The 14,973-nt window shown below is 69.3% G+C and carries 13 protein-coding genes; 7 read left to right on the top strand and 6 right to left on the bottom strand.

Annotation, left to right across the window (positions count from 1 at the left end):
- The first annotated feature begins 31 nt into the window (after positions 1-31).
- The 4 genes from ASG74_RS16375 to ASG74_RS16360 all read left to right on the top strand — a co-directional run bounded on the left by ASG74_RS16375 (position 32) and on the right by ASG74_RS16360 (position 4,541).
- Positions 32-1,408 (top strand): ABC transporter substrate-binding protein, encoded by a 1,377-nt coding sequence (locus ASG74_RS16375; protein WP_056146196.1) that lies wholly within the window; start codon positions 32-34, stop codon positions 1,406-1,408.
- A gap of 99 nt (positions 1,409-1,507) precedes the next feature.
- Positions 1,508-2,524 carry a carbohydrate ABC transporter permease gene (locus ASG74_RS16370; protein WP_082569857.1) on the top strand — a complete coding sequence of 339 codons (1,017 nt, stop codon included), beginning with the start codon at positions 1,508-1,510 and terminating at the stop codon, positions 2,522-2,524.
- Between the two features lie 3 nt (positions 2,525-2,527).
- Positions 2,528-3,481 carry a carbohydrate ABC transporter permease gene (locus ASG74_RS16365; RefSeq protein WP_235499073.1) on the top strand — a complete coding sequence of 318 codons (954 nt, stop codon included), beginning with the start codon at positions 2,528-2,530 and terminating at the stop codon, positions 3,479-3,481.
- A gap of 28 nt (positions 3,482-3,509) precedes the next feature.
- Positions 3,510-4,541, top strand: a complete 1,032-nt coding sequence (locus ASG74_RS16360; RefSeq protein ID WP_056146193.1) for a LacI family DNA-binding transcriptional regulator — start codon at positions 3,510-3,512, stop codon at positions 4,539-4,541.
- A 36-nt stretch (positions 4,542-4,577) separates the two neighbouring features.
- Here ASG74_RS16360 and ASG74_RS16355 read toward each other — a convergent pair whose 3' ends face one another.
- Both ASG74_RS16355 and ASG74_RS16350 read right to left on the bottom strand, forming a co-directional pair.
- Complete coding sequence (locus tag ASG74_RS16355; RefSeq protein ID WP_056146189.1) at positions 4,578-6,050, bottom strand: APC family permease; 1,473 nt, start codon at positions 6,048-6,050, stop codon at positions 4,578-4,580.
- A gap of 172 nt (positions 6,051-6,222) precedes the next feature.
- On the bottom strand, positions 6,223-8,370 hold the full coding sequence (locus ASG74_RS16350; protein WP_056146186.1) for a DNA gyrase/topoisomerase IV subunit B: 2,148 nt from the start codon (positions 8,368-8,370) through the stop codon (positions 6,223-6,225).
- Positions 8,371-8,617: 247 nt separating this feature from the next.
- Between ASG74_RS16350 and ASG74_RS16345 the strand changes: the two genes are divergently transcribed.
- Together ASG74_RS16345 and ASG74_RS16340 are read left to right on the top strand one after the other, a co-directional pair.
- A complete protein-coding gene (locus ASG74_RS16345) occupies positions 8,618-8,836 on the top strand; it encodes a DUF7455 domain-containing protein (protein WP_056146184.1) in 219 nt (72 codons plus the stop codon).
- 10 nt (positions 8,837-8,846) lie between these two features.
- Positions 8,847-9,341, top strand: coding sequence for a DUF456 domain-containing protein (locus tag ASG74_RS16340; RefSeq protein WP_056146181.1), 495 nt, complete (start codon positions 8,847-8,849; stop codon positions 9,339-9,341).
- 14 nt (positions 9,342-9,355) lie between these two features.
- Here ASG74_RS16340 and ASG74_RS16335 read toward each other — a convergent pair whose 3' ends face one another.
- The 3 genes from ASG74_RS16335 to ASG74_RS16325 form a co-directional block, all read right to left on the bottom strand.
- Positions 9,356-9,751: a DUF3040 domain-containing protein gene (locus ASG74_RS16335; RefSeq protein ID WP_082569855.1), complete on the bottom strand. Its 396-nt coding sequence runs from the start codon at positions 9,749-9,751 to the stop codon at positions 9,356-9,358.
- Between the two features lie 110 nt (positions 9,752-9,861).
- Complete coding sequence (gene dinB, locus ASG74_RS16330) at positions 9,862-11,115, bottom strand: DNA polymerase IV (RefSeq protein ID WP_056146176.1); 1,254 nt, start codon at positions 11,113-11,115, stop codon at positions 9,862-9,864.
- Positions 11,116-11,124: 9 nt separating this feature from the next.
- On the bottom strand, positions 11,125-11,901 hold the full coding sequence (locus tag ASG74_RS16325) for a methyltransferase domain-containing protein (protein WP_056146173.1): 777 nt from the start codon (positions 11,899-11,901) through the stop codon (positions 11,125-11,127).
- A gap of 220 nt (positions 11,902-12,121) precedes the next feature.
- On the opposite strand from ASG74_RS16325, the gene ASG74_RS16320 reads away from it, so the two are divergent.
- The gene (locus ASG74_RS16320; RefSeq protein ID WP_056146170.1) at positions 12,122-13,753 is read left to right on the top strand and encodes a serine/threonine-protein kinase; all 1,632 of its coding nucleotides are present in this window, start codon (positions 12,122-12,124) and stop codon (positions 13,751-13,753) included.
- A gap of 35 nt (positions 13,754-13,788) precedes the next feature.
- Here ASG74_RS16320 and ASG74_RS16315 read toward each other — a convergent pair whose 3' ends face one another.
- Positions 13,789-14,970, bottom strand: a complete 1,182-nt coding sequence (locus ASG74_RS16315) for a sialidase family protein (RefSeq protein ID WP_056146167.1) — start codon at positions 14,968-14,970, stop codon at positions 13,789-13,791.
- Positions 14,971-14,973 lie beyond the last annotated feature (3 nt).

Below are 14,973 nucleotides of genomic sequence, written 5' to 3'. Positions count from 1 at the left end.
TGGCGCGTCCCCTGAAGAGTTGGAGGCGGGCATGGCCCACACATCACATCGCCGCACGGCAATGGCGTTCGCCAGCATCGTCGCGGTTTCGCTGAGCGTCGCAGGTTGCGGCTCCTCGGACGACGGCGGCGACACCACGGCAGACGCGGGTGCCAAGAGCACCATCGACTGCGCGCCCTACAAGACCTTCGGTGAGCTCAAGGGCAAGGAGGTGTCGGTCTACACCTCGATCACGGCCCCTGAGGACGCACCGCACATCGCCTCGTACAAGCCCTTCGAGGACTGCACCGGCATCAAGATCAAGTACGAGGGCTCCAAGGAGTTCGAGGCACAGCTCCCCGTGCGCGTCAAGGGCGGCAACGCCCCGGACATCGCCTACCTGCCCCAGCCCGGTCTGCTCAAGACCATGGTCGAGACCGGCAAGGTCATCCCCGCTCCCCCGGAGACGGTGGCCAACGTCGACAAGAACATGCCCGACTGGAAGAACTACGGCACGGTCGACGGCAAGTTCTACGCCGCCGCCCTCGGCGCCAACGTCAAGTCGTTCGTCTGGTACTCCCCGTCCGCCTTCAAGGACAAGGGCTACGAGATCCCCAAGACCTGGGACGAGCTGATGACGCTCACCGAGAAGATCGCCACCGACAACCCCGATGCGAAGCCGTGGTGTGCAGGCATCGAGTCCGGTGACGCCACCGGCTGGCCGGCCACGGACTGGGTCGAGGACGTCATGCTCCGCACCGCCGGCGCCGACGTCTACGACAAGTGGACCAACCACGAGATCCCCTTCAACGACCCGCAGGTCGCCACGGCCCTGGCCGAGGTCGGCAAGATCCTCAAGAACCCGAAGTACGTCAACGGTGGCTTCGGCGACGTCAAGACGATCGCCTCCACGTCCTTCCAGGACGCCGGCCAGCCGATCCTCGACGATGGCGGCTGCTACATGCACCGCCAGGCGTCGTTCTACGCGGCCAACTGGCCCGAGGGCACCAAGGTCGCCGAGGACGGCGACGTCTGGGCCTTCTACCTGCCGGCCAAGGACGACTCCACCCACCCGGTCCTCGGTGGTGGTGAGTTCGTCGCCGCCTTCGCCGACCGTCCCGAGGTCAAGGCGTTCCAGACCTACCTCTCGTCGGTCGAGTGGGCCAACGAGCGCGCCAAGACCTGTGGCTCCGGTGGCTGTGTGACGGCCAACAAGAACGCGGACGCCTCCCTGCTCAAGAACCCCGTCGACAAGCTGTCGGCAGAGCAGCTCACCGACAAGTCCGCGACGTTCCGCTTCGACGCCTCCGACCTCATGCCGGGCGCCGTGGGATCGGGCACCTTCTGGAAGGGCATGACCAACTGGATCACCGGACAGGACGACAAGGCCACTCTCGACTACATCGAGAACTCCTGGCCCAAGTCCTGACCTGATCCGAGCTGATCGGTTCCTCGCCGGGGTGGGGTGGTTCGCCCGCCCCACCCCGGCTTCCGTCCTGATGCACCCCTCAACCCCGGAGGTGGAGTCATGGCTGCGAGCCTGTTGAGCATCGCGCCGTCCGGCATTCCCGAGCCGTTGCTTCGTGCGCAGAGCACGACTGGCAAGTTCCTGCTCATGTTCTTCGCGGTGGCCGTCTTCGCCATCGTCTTCGGCCTCGTCCTGCTGCTGGCCTCGCGCTTCAAGGGGCGCAACGGCGAGAAGGCCCAGGGTGCGCTCTTCGCCGCTCCGGCCGTCCTCCTGCTCGCGGTGGGCCTCATGTACCCCGCCATCCTCACGGTCATCCAGTCGCTGCGCGGCAAGAAGGGTGACGGGAGCTTCTCCCTCTCCAACTACGCCGCCATGTTCACCCAGCCCGAGCTGCTCATCGTGCTGCGCAACACCGCCCTGTGGGTCATCCTCGTCCCGTTCCTGGCGACGGGCATCGGTCTGCTCTACGCGATCCTCATCGACCGGGCGCGCGGCGAGGCGTTCGCCAAGGCGCTGATCTTCCTGCCGATGGCGATCTCCATGGTGGGCGCGAGCATCATCTGGAAGTTCGTCTACCAGTACAAACAGACCGAGCGCCCCCAGATCGGCCTGCTCAACCAGATCCTCAAGTGGTTCGGTCTCGAGACCCAGAACTTCCTGCTCGACGCTCCCCTCAACACGCTCATGCTCATCGTCGTCATGGTCTGGATCCAGGCCGGCTTCGCGATGACCATCCTGTCCGCGGCGATCAAGGCGATCCCCGACGACATCATCGAGGCAGCACACCTCGACGGGGTCTACGGCGTCAAGATGTTCCGCTTCATCACCCTGCCGAGCATCCGGGCCGCCCTCGTGGTCGTCCTCACGACCATCGGCATCGGCACGCTCAAGGTCTTCGACATCGTGCGCACCATGACCGCGGGTCAGTTCAAGACCTCGGTCGTCGCCAACGAGTTCTACAACCAGAGCTTCCGCTACGACGCCGCCGGCCTCGGGGCCGCGCTCGCCGTGCTGCTCTTCGTCCTGGTCATCCCGATCGTGGCCTACAACATCGTCCAGATGCGCAAGGAGGCCTGAGCCGTGAGTACCGTCCAAACGGGCGCCCTGCCCGAGTCGTTCGACCCCACGGACCTCGAGCCGCCGAGCAAGCCCCGCAAGGCCAAGAAGTCCGCCAGCGGGGACGCAGCGAGCGCCCTGAACTCCCGGTGGGCCTCCTTCGTCGCGGTGCTCATCGCCGTCCTGTGGACCACGCCCACCCTCGGCCTGCTCGTGACGTCGTTCCGCAGCCAGCGCGACATCAACAAGAGCGGGTGGTGGACGGCCTTCAGCGACCCCGGCGGCTTCACCCTCGAGAACTACCGGCAGGCCCTGGCGCCTGGCAGCTCCGCCAGCCTGAGCCAGTACTTCGTCAACACGATCGTCATCACCGTGCCCGCGGTGATGCTGCCGCTCTTCCTGGCATCGCTCGCGGCCTACGCCTTCGCATGGATGCCGTTCCCGGGACGCAACGCCCTGTTCGTGGCCGTGTTCGCTCTCCAGATCGTGCCGCTGCAGATCGCCCTCATCCCCCTGCTCGACATCTACTCCAACAAGCTCGGGTTCGGGGCGTCCTACTGGAGCGTGTGGCTCTCGCACACGATCTTCGCGCTACCGCTGGCGACGTTCCTGATCCACAACTTCATGAGAGAGCTCCCAGCCGAGCTCATGGAGGCCGCACGCGTCGACGGGGCCGGGCACGTCACGATCTTCTTCAAGATCCTGCTGCCGCTGCTCACCCCGGCCCTGGCCGCGTTCGGCATCTTCCAGTTCCTCTGGGTCTGGAACGACCTGCTCGTCTCGCTCGTCTTCCTCGGCGGGTCGCCCGACGTCGCGCCGATCACGGTGCGCGTCGCCGAGCTCTCCGGATCACGAGGCAGTGCCTGGTACCTCCTGTCGGCAGGGGCGTTCATCTCGATGATCGTGCCGGTCGCGGTGTTCCTCGCCCTGCAGCGGTTCTTCGTCCGCGGTCTGCTCGCGGGTGGCCTGAAGGGCTGAGATGACTGCTCGGGACCGCCACCGGCGGATGAGCACGATCACGGATGTCGCGCGGGAGGCCGGGGTCTCCGTGGCCACGGTCTCCCGCGCGCTCCGGGGCCTGGACCGGGTCAGCCCGACCACCCGGGAGCGGGTGCTCAAGGTCGCCACCGAGCTCGACTACGTCGCGAGCCCCACCGCGACCTCGCTGGCCTCCGGTCGCAACCAGGTGGTCGGCGTCGTGGCGCCCTTCCTCACCCGGTGGTTCTTCGCCACGCTCGTCAGCGCCATCGAGAAGACGCTGCGCCAGCACGGCCACCACGTCCTCCTCTTCGACCTCGAGGACGACAGCTTCGACCGCCGGCTCCCGCTGTCGCAGAACATGCTGTGGAAGAGGGTCGACGGCGTCATCACGCTCAACCTGCCGATGACCGAGGACGAGCTGACCCTCATCGACCGGCTCGGACTTCCGCTCGTGGCCATCGGCACCCCGGTGCCCGACCGGCCCAACGTGCGCATCGACGATGCCCTCGCGATGCGCGTGGCCACCGAGCACCTCGTGTCGCTGGGCCACGAACGCATCGCCTATGTCGGGGCGGTCCCCTCCAACGTCGCGCACATCCAGACGCCGCAGGCGCGTCTCGACGCCTTCCACGACGTCATGCGCGAGCACGGTCTGGCTGAGCACGACCAGTGGATCCTGGGCTCGGACTGGACCGCCGACAGCGCGGCGGCCGACACCCACACGCTGCTCGCATCAGCGGACCGGCCCACCGCCATCGCCGCCGCCTCGGACGAGATGGCCATCGGTGCGATGGCAGCGGCGCGCGCACAGGGCCTGCGCATCCCGCAGGACCTCTCGGTCGTGGGGATCGACGACCACGCCCTGAGCAACGTCCTGGGTCTCACCACGGTGCGCCAGGATGTCGCCGCGCAGGGTCGCGAGGCCGCCGAGATCCTGCTGAGGTCCCTGGGGGTCGACGACGTCGCCGACGGCACCGCCACCGAGGTGGTGGTGCCGACCGAGCTCGTCGTCCGCCGCAGCACCGCAGCACCGCACCGCCCGCTGCCCGCTGACTGACCGCTGCGCTGCTCACCCCTGGAGGGGCCAGCAGGCTCAGTGGTGCGCGTGGTCCGGGTCGCCGAGCTCCTCGGGGTCACGCATGTAGGTCTTCTTGGCGAACAGGAACCGGTTCGCCAGCCAGGTGAGCGCCCACAGGACGACCCCGATCCCCAGCAGCCAGCCGGCGATCGTGTACTGGATCGTGTCGCGCCCGGTCCACGGACCGACGAAGAAGGCGCAGGCGATGGCTCCGAGGATCGGGAGGACCGTGGGCGCGACGAAGTGCTTGGTGTCCATGGTGTCCTTGCGCAGCACCAGCACGCTGATGTTGACGATGGTGAACACTCCGAGCAGGAGCAGCGCCGTAGTCCCGCCGAGGGCCGCGATGATGTTGGAGTCCGACTGGGTGGCCACGAAGTAGATGAGCCCGAAGGAGATCGCGGTCGTGAACAGGATCGACGCCCACGGCGTGCGACGTGAGGAGTGCACCTTGCCGAGGAAGGGTGGGAGCACCTCCTGCTTCGACATGCCGTAGAGCAGCCGGCTCGCCATGAGCATGTTGATCAGCGCCGAGTTGGCCACCGCGAACATGCCGATGAAGGGGAAGACCTTGTCGAACGGGAAGTTGGGCGCACCGGCCTTGACCACCTGGGTCAGCGCTGCCTCGGCCTCCGGGTCGGACAGCTGACCCACCGGCACCAGCGCGACCGCCGTGATCGCGACGAGGACGTAGATGAGGCCGGTGATCCCGAGACCCGTGAGCATCACCCGGGGGAAGTCGCGAACGGGGTCCTTGGTCTCCTCGGCCATGTTGACCGAGTCCTCGAAGCCGACCATGGCGAAGAAGGCGAGCGACGTGGCGGCGGTGATGGCAAAGAACGTGCTCTTGTCGCTCGGACTGTCGAACACGACGACCCGGGAGAAGTCCGCGCGACCCTGCGTCACGGCATACAGGCCGATGAAGATGATCATGAGCAGACCGGACAGCTCCACCAGGGTGAGCACGACGTTGGCCTTGACGCTCTCTCCCACGCCGCGGAAGTTCACCGCGGCGACCAGTGCCATGAAGCACAGGGCGACGATGAGGAGCGCTGCACTCCCGCCGCCCCAGTCCATCTGGAGCCCGTCACTGAGGAAGCTGGCGAACGCCACCGAGGCCGTGGACGCGGAGGTGATGCCCGAGCACATCACGGCGAACGCCACGAGGAAGGTCACGAAGTGCAGCCCGAACGCCTTGTGCGTGTAGAGCGCCGCACCGGCCGCCTGCGGGTACTTCGTCACGAGCTCAAGGTAGGAGAACGCCGTGATGGTCGCGATGACGAACGCCACGAGGAACGGTGCCCACGCGGCACCGCCGACCTCACCGGCGACGGCTCCGGTCAGGGCGTAGACCCCCGTGCCGAGGATGTCGCCCACGATGAAGAGCAGCAGCAGCTTGGGACCCATGACCCGGTTGAGCTCCGGCTGCCCGCCTGCCGGTGGGTCGATGACGTCGGTGCCGCCCCGGCTGTCGATGTGTCCACTCATCCGAACCCCTCCTGGTCGGTCACCGGAGGTCCGGCGCCTGTTACCGGCTTACTGTGGCGCAGATCACCTTCGAGGGCAACGCGAACGCGCCGGTATGCCGGTTGCCCACCGAAGGTGCCGGCGCGCCTTCGGAGGTGCGCAGCGTGAGGAGTGGCCCGGCATCGGCGCCGGCTCAGGCGTCGATGCGCTCGCGGTCCAAACGGGCGGAGCCGCGCACGATGAAGTCGCGCCGGGGCGCAACCTCGTTGCCCATGAGGAGCTCGAAGATGCGCTCGGACTCCTCGGCATCCGCCATGGTGACCTTGCGCAGGGTGCGGTGCTGGGGGTCCATGGTCGTCTCGGCGAGCTGGTCGGCGTCCATCTCACCCAGTCCCTTGTAGCGCTGCATGGGCTGCTTGACGTTGCGGCCGCGCTTGGTGAGGGAGGCGACCGTCTTGCGCATCTCGCCCTCGGAGTAGGTGTAGATGAGCTCGCCCTTGCGGGCACCCGCGGCGGCCACCTCGATGCGGTGCAGGGGCGGCACCGCGGCATAGACGCGACCGGCCTCGACGAGCGGGCGCATGTAACGGAAGAAGAGCGTGAGCAGCAGGGTGCGGATGTGGGCGCCGTCGACATCGGCGTCGGTCATGATGATGACCTTGCCGTAGCGGGCGGACTCCACGTCGAAGGAGCGGCCCGACCCGGCCCCGAGGACCTGGATGATCGCGGCGCACTCGGCGTTGCCGAGCATGTCGGTGAGCGAGGCCTTCTGGACGTTGAGGATCTTGCCGCGGATCGGCAGCAGGGCCTGGACGTCGGAGTTGCGCGCGAGCTTGGCGGTGCCCAGCGCGCTGTCACCCTCGACGATGAACAGCTCGGTGGCCTCGACGTCGTTGCTGCGGCAGTCGGCGAGCTTGGCCGGCAGCGAGGAGGTCTCGAGCGCGTTCTTCTTGCGCTGGGTCTCCTTGTGCAGCCGGGCACTGATGCGCGACTTCATCTCGGCGGTGACCTTCTCGAGCAGCAGTGCGGCCTGCTGCTTCTCGCCGCGCTTGGTCGACGTGAGGTTGGCGGTCAGCTCCTTCTCGACCACGCGACCGACGATGGCGCGCACGGCGTTGGTGCCCAGGACCTCCTTGGTCTGGCCCTCGAACTGCGGCTCGGCCAGGCGCACGGTCACGACCGCGGTGAGCCCCGCGAGGATGTCGTCCTTGTCGACCTTGTCGCTGCCGACCTTGAGACGTCGCGCGTTGACCTCGAGCTGCTTGCGGAAGACCTTGAGCAGGGCCTGCTCGAAGCCGGCGAGGTGGGTGCCGCCCTTGGGCGTGGCGATGATGTTGACGAACGAGCTGATCCTGGCGTCGTAGCCGGTGCCCCAGCGCACGGCGACGTCGACCTCGCACTCGCGCTCGACCTCCTGGGGGCTCATGTGGCCCTTGGCGTCGAGCACGGGCACCGTCTCGGTGAAGCTGCCGGAGCCCTGCAGGCGCCAGACGTCGGTCACCGCCGGGTCCGGGGCCAGGAACTCGGCGAACTCGCTGATGCCGCCGTCGTGGAAGAAGACCTCCTCGTGGGGCCCGGCCTCCCCCGGCGTGCCCGGAATGCCGCGTTCGTCGCGCACGACGAGCGTCAGGCCCGGCACGAGGAAGGAGGTCTGCCGCGCGCGGGCGACGAGGCCCTGGTAGTCGAACTCCGCGTCCTTGATGAAGATCTGCGGGTCGGCCCAGTAGCGGATGCGCGTGCCGGTGACACCGCGCTTGGCCTTGCCGATGACGGCCAGCTCACTCGTGCGCTCGTAGGGCGTGAACTCGTGCTCGGGGCTCTTGTCGGCGCTCGCCACGTCGGGGAAGTAGCCGGGCTCACCTCGCCGGAAGCTCATGGCATAGGTCTTGCCACCGCGGTCGACCTCGACATCGAGCCGGGCCGACAGTGCGTTGACCACCGAGGCGCCCACGCCGTGGAGGCCACCGGACGCGGTGTAGGAGCCGCCACCGAACTTGCCGCCGGCGTGCAGCTTGGTGAAGACGACCTCGACACCGGTGAGGCCGGTGCGGGGCTCGATGTCGACGGGGATCCCTCGAGCGGTGTCCCGGACCTCCACGGACCCGTCGCGGTGCAGGACCACCTCGATGCGGTCGCCATGACCGCCCAGGGCCTCGTCGACCGAGTTGTCGATGATCTCCCAGAGGCAGTGCATGAGGCCACGGCTGTCGGTGGACCCGATGTACATGCCCGGGCGCTTGCGCACGGCCTCGAGGCCCTCGAGCACCTGCAGGTGGTGCGCGCTGTAGTCGGACCCGGACTTGGTCGTCGCGGCCTTCTTCGCCGTGGACGTGGGGCTCATGCGTTCCTATCGAAGTGTCGTGCGGTGAGGCTCTCGTGCGATGGACCCTCAGGCTAGCTCCGCCCTCCGACGGCCCCGGCGAGGCGCGCTGTCACACCCGTGGGAGAGAATCGACCGGTCGGCATCGGAACGGTCACAACACGAGCACCTCCCCCTCGGGAAGACCCCGGCGTGTTTGACTGTTACAACGCTTGACGCCCACGCATCCGCCGTGGGCTTAATGACGAGATCAGCCGAGGAGGCCGATGTGACCACCGCACTGGCACCCACCCTGACCGCTGCGGACCGCTGTGACCGCTGCGGTGCCCAGGCCTACATCCGAGCGACGCTCCACGTCGGGGGGGAGCTGCTCTTCTGCGCCCACCACGGACGCGAGCACCTGCCGAAGCTCCGCGACCACGCGGACATCATCGACGAGAGCGACCGTCTCACCGAGCCACCGGCAGTCGCAGACATCGACGTGTGACGCTTCCCGAGTGAACCTCCTGACGGAGGGCACCAGCGTCTGGGTGCCGGCGATCCTCATTCTCGTGGGGATCGTCGGCATTGTCGTCCCTGTCGTCCCCGGCCTGCTCCTCGCCGTGCTCGGCGTGCTGCTGTGGGCCTTCGAGACCGGCGGCGCCACCGCCTGGACGTTCTTCGGGGTCTGCCTCGCAATCTACCTCGCGGGCGTGGCCATCCAGTTCCTCGTCCCCGGCAAACGGCTGCGCCAGCAGGGGGTCAAGACCTCCACGCTGCTGCTCGCTGCCGCGCTCGGGGTCATCGGGATGTTCGTCATCCCGGTCGTGGGGTTCGTTCTCGGCTTCGTGCTCGGGATCTTCCTCGTCGAGCAGGGTCGCAGCCGGGACCGGACCCAGGCATGGGCCCGCACCAAGCACGCCGTGCGCGCCGTGCTCACGAGCATGGGCATCGAGCTCTGCGCGGGCCTGCTCATCGCCGTCACCTGGGTGGTCGGCGTCCTCGCCACCTGACGCCCGCTGACTGGTCAGTGCATGCCGTCGTGGCCGCGGCGGTCCCAGCGGTTGTCCAGCTTGTCCATGAACCCCGAGCCGCTCTTCTGGCGGTGACCGGAGCCGGCCGGACCGGTGGTGCCGTCCGGCCGCACTACGGCGAGCTTGCTGCGCCGGGGTGGGGTGAGGGCGTAGGCCACGGCCGCGACCATGACCGCAAAGCCGGCCGCACCGACCCACATCGTGGTGTTGATGCCCACGAGCACCAGGGCCAGTCCGACGACCACCCCGACGACACCGATGATCCAGCGCATCCGCGTCGGCCCACCCCGTCGGGTCCCCTCCATGCTCGAAGCGAACTTCGGGTCATCGGCGACCAGGGCCTGCTCCAACTGTTCGAGCATTCGCTGCTCGTGCTCTGACAGCGGCACGGCGTCCTCCTGGTGTGCGGCGCGTGATTCGACGTGTGTTGTCGATCCTCTACCAATACAACGTCTGGCGCTGCGAATTCGTTGCTTCGCCAGCTGAGTTGCTGGTCTCTTCAGGATAGGTCCCCATCGCCGCTGGCGGAAGGTTGGCCCCGGGCTATCAGGCTCGCCGGTCGCACGGACCCCGCACCGAAGCGTGCGCTGGCCCGGTCCACGGCCCGGTCGGCCTCGCGCCAACCGTGCTCCGCCTCCCCGAGGACTCCCTGGATCGGAGCCTCCTCGACCGCCACGAGCTTCTCGAGGCGGACACCGACGAGGCGAATCCGGGCCCGCTGCAGTCCCAAGGCGTCGAACAGCGAGGTCGCGGTCTCATAGATCTCGCGGCTGCCGTCGGTGGGCTCTCGCAGGGTGCGCGCACGGGTGATTGTCGTGAAGTCCGAGAAGCGCACCTTGATCGAGACGGTGCGACCCGTGAGGCGGGCCGAGCGGAGCCGTGCGGCCGTGCGGTCGCTGAGCTTGAGCAGGTGCCGGTGGATCTCGTGGGGGTCGTCGATGTCGTACTCGAACGTCTCGTCGGCGCCGATGCTCTTCTCGCGGTGCTCACGCTGCACCGGCCGGGGGTCACGCCCCCAGGCGAGCTCGTGGAGGTGGTGACCGGTCGCCTCACCGAGGCCACGCACCAGTGTCGGCAGCGGCGTGTGCGCGATGTCGGCGACGGTGCGCAGCCCGAGCCGGGTCAGCTGCTCCTCGGTCTTGTCCCCCACGCCCCACAGGGCACCCACGGGCAGCTGCTGCACGAAGGGGATCACCTCGTCACGCGGCACCACCACCATCCCGTCCGGCTTGGCCAGACCGGAGGCAATCTTGGCCACGAACTTCGTCGAGGAGACCCCTACCGAGCAGGTGATGCCCTGCTGGTCGTGGATCGTGTCGCGGATCTGCGCACCGATCGTCGCGGGTGAGCCGAGCCGCCGGATTGCGCCCGAGACGTCGAGGAAGGCCTCGTCGAGCGAGAGCGGCTCGATGTCGGGGGTGACCGACCGGAAGGTCTCCATGACCGCAGACGAGATCGCGGCATACAGACGATGGTCGGGAGGAAGCACCGTCGCCTGCGGGCACAGCCTGCGGGCACGGGTCATGGGCATCGCCGACGCCACACCGAAGCGACGTGCCTCGTAGGTCGCCGAGAGCACGACACCACGGTTGCCGCCGCCGATGATCACGGGCGTGCCGACGAGCTCTGGGTGCGAGAGCAACGTGGCCATGGCATAGAACGCGTCCATGTCGACGTGCAGGATCGTGCACCCGGTGTCGTCGGGTGGTGCGCTCGACGAGCGTGCGGGGAGGCTGAACTGGCGGCGGCTCACGACCGGTCCTCAGGTCTGGGTCGCAATGACGTGCAGGGACGTGCCGAGGTCCATGAGGAGGGCGAACTCGGGGTGGGCCGCCACGGCCCGCTCGAGCTCCAGGAGCGCCGCACGGTCGGCGTCGGAGTCGACGAGGGCTGACGGCACGAGGTCGCTGAACAGGCGTATGCCGTGTGCTCGCGTGACCGTCAGGCCGGCAGCCTCGACGAGGGCGACGACACCGGCCCGGTCGAACCGGCGGGGCACGGGGTCGCCGTCACCCCACCGTCCGTCGGGACGGTCGAGCGCGGCCCGGGCCTGGGCGAACCGGCCCGCCAGGGCGCGCGCCAGGATGGCCGCCGAGCGCTGGGGGACGACGATGCTGAGGATGCCGCCGGGCGCGAGGACACCCGCGACCAGGGAGAGGGTGGCCTCCGGGTCGTCGACGTACTCGAGCGTGCCGTGGCACAGCACGAGGTCTGGCCGGTCGCGACCGACGAGGGACGACAGGGTCTCGGCGTCACCCTGCACGGCACTGATCCGCGACGAGGCCTGTGCCTCGGCAGCCCGGCGACGCAGCGACGCCAGGGCGTCAGGGCTCGGGTCGACGACCGTGACGTCGTGGCCGTCGAGGGCGAGGGGGACGGCGAGGCCACCGGTGCCACCCCCGAGGTCGATGACACGCAGCGGCCGCTGGAGCTCCTGTGCGCGGGCTCGGACGACCTCGTCCACGGCCGCCCACATGGCAGCAGTGCGGGGCGAGGTCGAGACCCCCGTGCGTCGGGTGCTCGACAGGTCGTCGCTCACGGTGTCACCTCTCCTGGGGGGCGGACTGCTCGGCGCACCGGCGGGTCGTGGCAGGTGCGCCACGAGCCTAGTTGCCCGCGGGGACACGTGCCCCGCACCCGGACCTCCGGCACCGAGCCACCTGCGGTGGACGACCGGATGAGGGAGCGGCTGCGGGGCTGCGCCACCGATCCCGCCCGTAGGCTCATGAGGTCAGGTCAGGTCGACAGGAAGGTTGTTCGTGAGCGCCCCGGGAACGCGTGTCGCCGGTCGGTACCGTCTGGAGTCCATCATCGCCACCGGTGGCATGGGGGTCGTCTGGCAGGCGTGGGACGAACGCCTCGACCGGGCGGTGGCCCTCAAGCAGCTGCGCACGCTGCCCGGCGTCCCGGAGGTCGAGGCCGAGGAGGCCAAGGAGCGCGCCATGCGCGAAGCCCGGATCACCGCCCGCTTGCACCACGCCCACGCGGTGCCGGTGTTCGACGCGGTCGAGCACGACGGCCAGCCGTGCCTGGTCATGCAGCTCGTGCCCTCGACCCCGCTGTCCACGGTGCTTCGCGACGGTGGGCCCCTGCCCGTGGAGCGGGCGGCGCGTATGGGGAGCGAGGTCGCCTCGGCGCTGGCCGCGGCCCACAGGCTGGGCATCGTCCACCGTGACGTGAAGCCGGGCAACATCCTCATCACGGCCGACGGCGCCGCCCACATCAGCGACTTCGGCATCTCCCACGCGATGGGCGACGCCACCCTCACCCGCACCGGGATGATCCACGGCACTCCGGCATACCTGGCACCGGAGGTGGCCCGAGGGGAGGACGCGTCCTTCCCCGCCGACGTCTTCTCGCTGGGCTCGACGCTGTTCGCGGCCCTGGAGGGGTCGCCGCCCTTCGGGGCCGAGGCGAACTCCCTGGCCCTGCTCCACAAGGTGGCGGCCGCCCACGTGCCGGAACCGACTCGCGCCGGCACCCTCACTCCGCTCCTGCGGGACATGCTCTCTCCCGATCCTGAGGCGCGTCCGACCATGGAGGCTGTCTCCCTCGCACTGTCCCGGGCCATGACCGACGACCAGCCCGCGGCTCAGGAGAGCCTGCCGCCCACTGCAGTGCTCGGGGAGCCGGAAGCCGTCGGGCTGGGCGCCCTGCTGGGCATGGAGGATGACCCGGCTCCCGAGCCACGCTCGGACGCACCGGCGGTCGGCGACCCAGGTGCGCAGGACGCAGACCCTGATGCGCCGGGAACCGACCCCGGGCGCAAGCGACGCCCGCCGGTTGCGCTGGTGGTGGGTCTCGCCCTCGTGGCTGTGTGCCTGGTGCTGGCGGCGGTGCTGTCCGCCACCTTCTTCGGCGACGACGAGGAGGGCACAACGGCCTCGACGTCCACCTCTGCGCCGACATCACCATCGACTGCGCCGTCGACCTCCGAGCCGGCCGCGCCGAGCGCCACGCCCTCGACGACGAAACCATCACCGACACCGACACCGACACGGGCGGCGACCACGAAGCCCTCCCCGACGTCCTCGCCCACCACCTCGTCCGCAGCCGCATCGCCCAGCCGGGCGGCGCTCCTCTCGTCGGCGATCACCGACTACTACTCCCTCCTGCCCGGCGACACCGACCGGGCCTGGTCCGGGATGACCGCCGACTACCAGAGCAACCACGCCGGCGGCCGTGCGTCGTACGACAGCTTCTGGAGCAAGATCGAGGGCGTGAAGGTGAGCGACGTCGAAGCCACGCCGCCGAACCGGGTCGTGGCCACCCTGACCTACTCCCGCAGCAACGGCCGGGTGGACATCGAGCGGACGAGCTACCGACTCGTCGACGAGGGTGGGCGCCTGAAGATCGCCGACTCGGAGGTCCTCAGCAGTCGACGCGGGTGACGTGGCGCGGCCCGGACCCGCACCTGCGCGACGGATCAGGCGGGGGTGTCGTGAGCCGGACCGGCCTCGAAGGCCTCGACGGACAGGACCGTCGGCAGGTGGCGGGCGACCTCGCTCCACGAGTCGCCCTCGTCGCGGCTGGCGAAGACCGAGCCCGTGTTGGTCCCGAAGTACACCCCCGCGGGTTCGCGCCGATCGCCGCTCATCGCCTGGCGGAGCACGGTGAAGAAGCAGGACTCCTGCGGCAGCCCCGAGCGCAGCGCCGCCCAGGACGCCCCGGCGTCCCGGGAGCGCCAGACCGCGGCGGCCGCATCGGGCGGATACCGACCCTGCGTGTCTCCGTTGAGGGGCAGCGTCCAGATCGTCCTCGGGTCCCGCGGGTGCACCCACAGGGGGAAGCCGAAGGTCGAGGGCAGGCCGGCGGTGATGTCGGCCCAGCCGCGGCCACCGTCCTCGGAGCGCCAGACGCCGTGGTGGTTCTGCTGGTACATGAGGTCGCCCCCGGCCAGGGCACGCTCCACGTGGTGGACACAGAACCCGACGTGCCCGTCCGATGCCGCAGCGGGGTGTGACTGCCCCTCACCGTCCGTGGGGCCCGCGAGGTCGTTGCGGCGCTCCCACGTCTCGCCGCCGTCCTCCGTGGCGAAGACGCCGGCGGCCGAGATGCCGATCCACATCCGTTCGGGGCTCTCGGGGTCGACAAGGATCGTGTGGAGGACGAGTCCCGCGGCCCCCGGTCCCCACTCCGGGGAGGAGGGATGGTCGGTGAGGCCCTTGACCGCCTCCCACGTCGCACCGTCGTCGTCGCTGACGAGCAGGGTCGCCGGTTTGGTGCCCGCATAGAGCCTCGAGCCAGCCCGCCCCAGCGACCACACCTGCGAGAACGTGTCGCCGAACGGGACGTGCCCCTCCGTCCAGCCGATCGACGCGGCGAAGTCGGGGTCGTTCGCCGCCCACGCGTCCATCTCGCCGGTGGTCAGCTTGGTGAGGTCCCACGTGTGACCGTCGTCGGTCGAGCGCCAGATCCCGGCGCCGGACCAGTTCCCGCCGCCGGCGGCCCACATGGTGCCGGTCGCGGGGTCCCCGATGACGTGGTTGACCGGCCAGCCGTCGCAGTAGGGCCCGCGCACTGCCCAGCCCGTGCGGTCGGCGTCCCCGTCGAGGACGAAGGCTCCCTTGGTCGTCCCCACCAGCAGTCGTATCGCGGAAGCAGGCATGGG

Source organism: Knoellia sp. Soil729 (assembly GCF_001427985.1).
GTDB lineage: Bacteria > Actinomycetota > Actinomycetes > Actinomycetales > Dermatophilaceae > Knoellia.
Note: the sequence above shows the minus strand (reverse complement) of the source record. Positions and strands in the feature narration are given on the sequence as shown.